At 36.6% G+C, this 2,817-nt stretch carries 4 protein-coding genes; 2 read left to right on the top strand and 2 right to left on the bottom strand.

Translation table 11 applies throughout. The features are described 5' to 3' along the window. Positions 1 to 147: 147 nt before the first annotated feature. Positions 148 to 378 carry a hypothetical protein gene (locus BFU02S_RS15465; protein WP_066372600.1) on the bottom strand — a complete coding sequence of 77 codons (231 nt, stop codon included), beginning with the start codon at positions 376 to 378 and terminating at the stop codon, positions 148 to 150. Between the two features lie 135 nt (positions 379 to 513). On the opposite strand from BFU02S_RS15465, the gene pdaB reads away from it, so the two are divergent. Beyond that, positions 514 to 1,266, top strand: coding sequence for a polysaccharide deacetylase family sporulation protein PdaB (gene pdaB, locus BFU02S_RS15460; protein WP_066372598.1), 753 nt, complete (start codon positions 514 to 516; stop codon positions 1,264 to 1,266). A gap of 26 nt (positions 1,267 to 1,292) precedes the next feature. Here the strand turns inward: pdaB and BFU02S_RS15455 are convergent, their stop codons facing one another. Continuing rightward, positions 1,293 to 1,970, bottom strand: a complete 678-nt coding sequence (locus tag BFU02S_RS15455) for a KinB-signaling pathway activation protein (RefSeq protein ID WP_066372596.1) — start codon at positions 1,968 to 1,970, stop codon at positions 1,293 to 1,295. A gap of 209 nt (positions 1,971 to 2,179) precedes the next feature. On the opposite strand from BFU02S_RS15455, the gene gerD reads away from it, so the two are divergent. Then, positions 2,180 to 2,785: a spore germination lipoprotein GerD gene (gerD, locus tag BFU02S_RS15450; protein ID WP_066372594.1), complete on the top strand. Its 606-nt coding sequence runs from the start codon at positions 2,180 to 2,182 to the stop codon at positions 2,783 to 2,785. The last annotated feature ends 32 nt before the right edge of the window (positions 2,786 to 2,817 follow it).

Raw genomic sequence — 2,817 nt, 5'->3', positions numbered from 1 at the left:
CTATTTCTACGCCCTGAAGGCGACTTCTTCAATATATCACATACCAAAAACTCTGTCAACAACTTTTTTGAGTTGTTTATGGGGTAGTAGCGACGTTTATTAATATATCAACTTGTTTTAAAAGTGTCAACACTTTTTTCAAAAATATTACCCCTTTTTTCTCCCTTTCTTTCCCTTCCACATATATTTTAAACACTCATTTGGAGATGCAATTCGTTTAAATAAGGAAAATAATACTTTATACCTTTCTTCCATTGCTCTTTTTACAATTTGATCAATGCGTTCATCTCTTAAGTCAAAAAGGATTTCATCGAGTTCTCTTTTAATTAAATATTCTATTTCTTTTACTTCTTTTTCATTAATGAGGAGCCCAAGCATCAAATAACCTCCAGAAAAATTCTAGTTATAGTAGTAATTTCCAGTTAATGAGATTTTATTATTAAACTTTTACATATTTTTTTGAGGGTCAGCATAGGTTTGAGACTAGAAGGTATTGGACGAGGTGGGAAAAGGATGAATTTCTTTTTTATTTTAAACGGGAAGGCTTTAAAGAATATAGCTCTTATCTTAATTGCTGCGTTTTTTACTGCATGGTTTATGTATATGGAAAACATAGCACAAATACCTGTTTTCTCTGCAAAGGATGGCCCAAAAGCTGTTTATCGCGGAGAAAAAGATGTTGCCCTGACATTTAATATTGGCTGGGGCGATGAAAAGGCAGAACCAATTTTAGATACATTGAAAAAAGAGAATGTAAAAGCGGCAACTTTTTTCCTCTCAGGTTCATGGGCAGAAAGACATCCTGATCTAGTGAATAAAATTGTTAAGGATGGCTATGAAATCGGCAGCCTCGGTTATAATTATGTGGATTACACAGAATTGGATGACGCTCAAATTGCAAAGGATATTTCTAAAGCACAAGAGGCCTTTACGAAATTAAACATTAAGGATATTAAGCTTTTACGTGCACCTACTGGGAATTTTGACGAACGAACTTTAAAAATTGCCAAACGATACGGGTATACGGTTGTTCACTGGCGAATTGATTCAAAGGATTGGCAAAATCCTGGTATAAAAGCTATTGTTGCCAATGTTCATAAAGCAGAAAAAGGCGACATTGTCCTACTGCATGCATCTGATTCAGCCAAACAGACGGCAAAAGCACTGCCCCTAATTTTACAAGATCTTCAGCAGAAAAGATTGAAGCTTGTTACAGTATCAGACATGATTACTAACGGCGAGGCACATTCTAAGGAAATTAAATAGCCTTTACTCAAAAACCGCCCGATGAGTTAAACGGACGGTTTTTTTGTTATTTTCCTATTTGAATCAGTTGCTCGTTTCTCAATGACCCGTTTTTGCTGTTCTAGTTCCGAGCGCAGATTTAATGTATGAAGAATGAATAATTGATATGCATTGCAAGCCAGTAAAGTGAACATCATTGGGTAAAACAAGGTTGATTCCTTTACTCTTAATGCTGGAACCCATTCTATTAAGGTGGCGACAATCATAAAGAAAAGCGCAGGAATGAAAGCTCTCTGATTTGTTTGTTTCATTTTAAACCAGGCTGTGACAAACCCTAAAACTAAGATAAGCGCGGCTTGTCCCACATATGGGAACACTGGGCTGCCCGGTTTAGCGAAGCTTTCATATCGGAGATAAACCAGGTCAAATAATGCAAAAATAATCAGCACAATTTGTACAGAATTCCAAAGTGAAACAGATTTAAATATCCCTAAACCAAATCGATGAATGGTTAAATAGGCAAAAAATCCCATCTGGCTGATCACACTAAACAAAAATCCCATCACAATAAGCCAAATCAGAGCAGATAAAATATCTGCCACTTTAAATTCCGTAAGATAAGTATGAAATTGACTCCAGCGAACAATAAATCCCACAATAGCTGTCGTGATTCCGCCAACTATTAATGTGGAGAAAAAAAGTCTTACCCAATTACGGCTTGTCACACATGAAACCTCCTTAAAAAACGCAAGGTGTCTGAAACTGAAATATACCTGAAGTCGAAATATATGTTTTTATCACAAAAATGAAATAACTATTTCTTTGATTGTACCAAGCAAAATTTGAAAAATCCAGATTTTACGTTATCATGCATAACTTTTAAGGATTTTCTTCATCCTAACTTTAAGGATGCTTATGTGAAAGGAGCTTAAGAATGAAAGCAAAACGGAAGTTGCTCCTCCTGCCCTTCATCATGTTTTTAACAAGCTGTGGAGCCAATGAGTCTAACAGTATCGGTCAGCAAATGGACTATGACCAAACGAAAAAAATGGTTGTCGATATTCTCAAAACCGATGATGGCAAGAAAGCAATACAGGATGTTATGTCTGATGACAAAATGAAGGAAAAGCTGGTCATGGACCAAAAGGTCGTTTCTCAAACAATCCAGCAAACATTGACTTCAGATAAAGCGGTTGAATTCTGGAGAAAGGCATTCAGTGACCCGAAGTTTTCCCAAACCGTCGCCAAAAACATTAAATCAGAAAATGAAAAGTTACTCAAAAGTTTAATGAATGACCCTGAATATAGAAACATGATGATTGAGGTTTTTAAAGAGCCCGCCATCCAAAAAGAACTGACAGATGCGTTAAAAAGTAAAGATTACCGCCAACATTTGCAACAAGTCATAACAGAGACGATTGACAGCCCTTTATATAAAGCTAAAATTCAAGAATTGCTGTTAAAAGCTGCTGAAGAGACAAAAGCAAAAGCCGGTGGTTCACAAGGGCAAGGGGGAGAAAAGGCTGGAGGGAGTACGTAATAAGAAAAGCGCGGGGCGCCTTGGTCATCCTG

The sequence above is a fragment of the Neobacillus fumarioli NBRC 102428 genome (assembly GCF_001591485.1).
Lineage (GTDB): Bacteria > Bacillota > Bacilli > Bacillales > Cytobacillaceae > Neobacillus > Neobacillus fumarioli.
This window is presented reverse-complemented; position numbering and strand designations above follow the sequence as displayed.

Excerpts from the sequence above, each read along its gene's own strand:
- BFU02S_RS15465 (WP_066372600.1), bottom strand. The coding sequence starts at position 378 with ATGCTTGGGCTCCTCATTAATGAAAAAGAAGTAAAAGAAATAGAATAT.
- pdaB (WP_066372598.1), top strand. The coding sequence starts at position 514 with ATGAATTTCTTTTTTATTTTAAACGGGAAGGCTTTAAAGAATATAGCT.
- gerD (WP_066372594.1), top strand. The coding sequence starts at position 2,180 with ATGAAAGCAAAACGGAAGTTGCTCCTCCTGCCCTTCATCATGTTTTTA.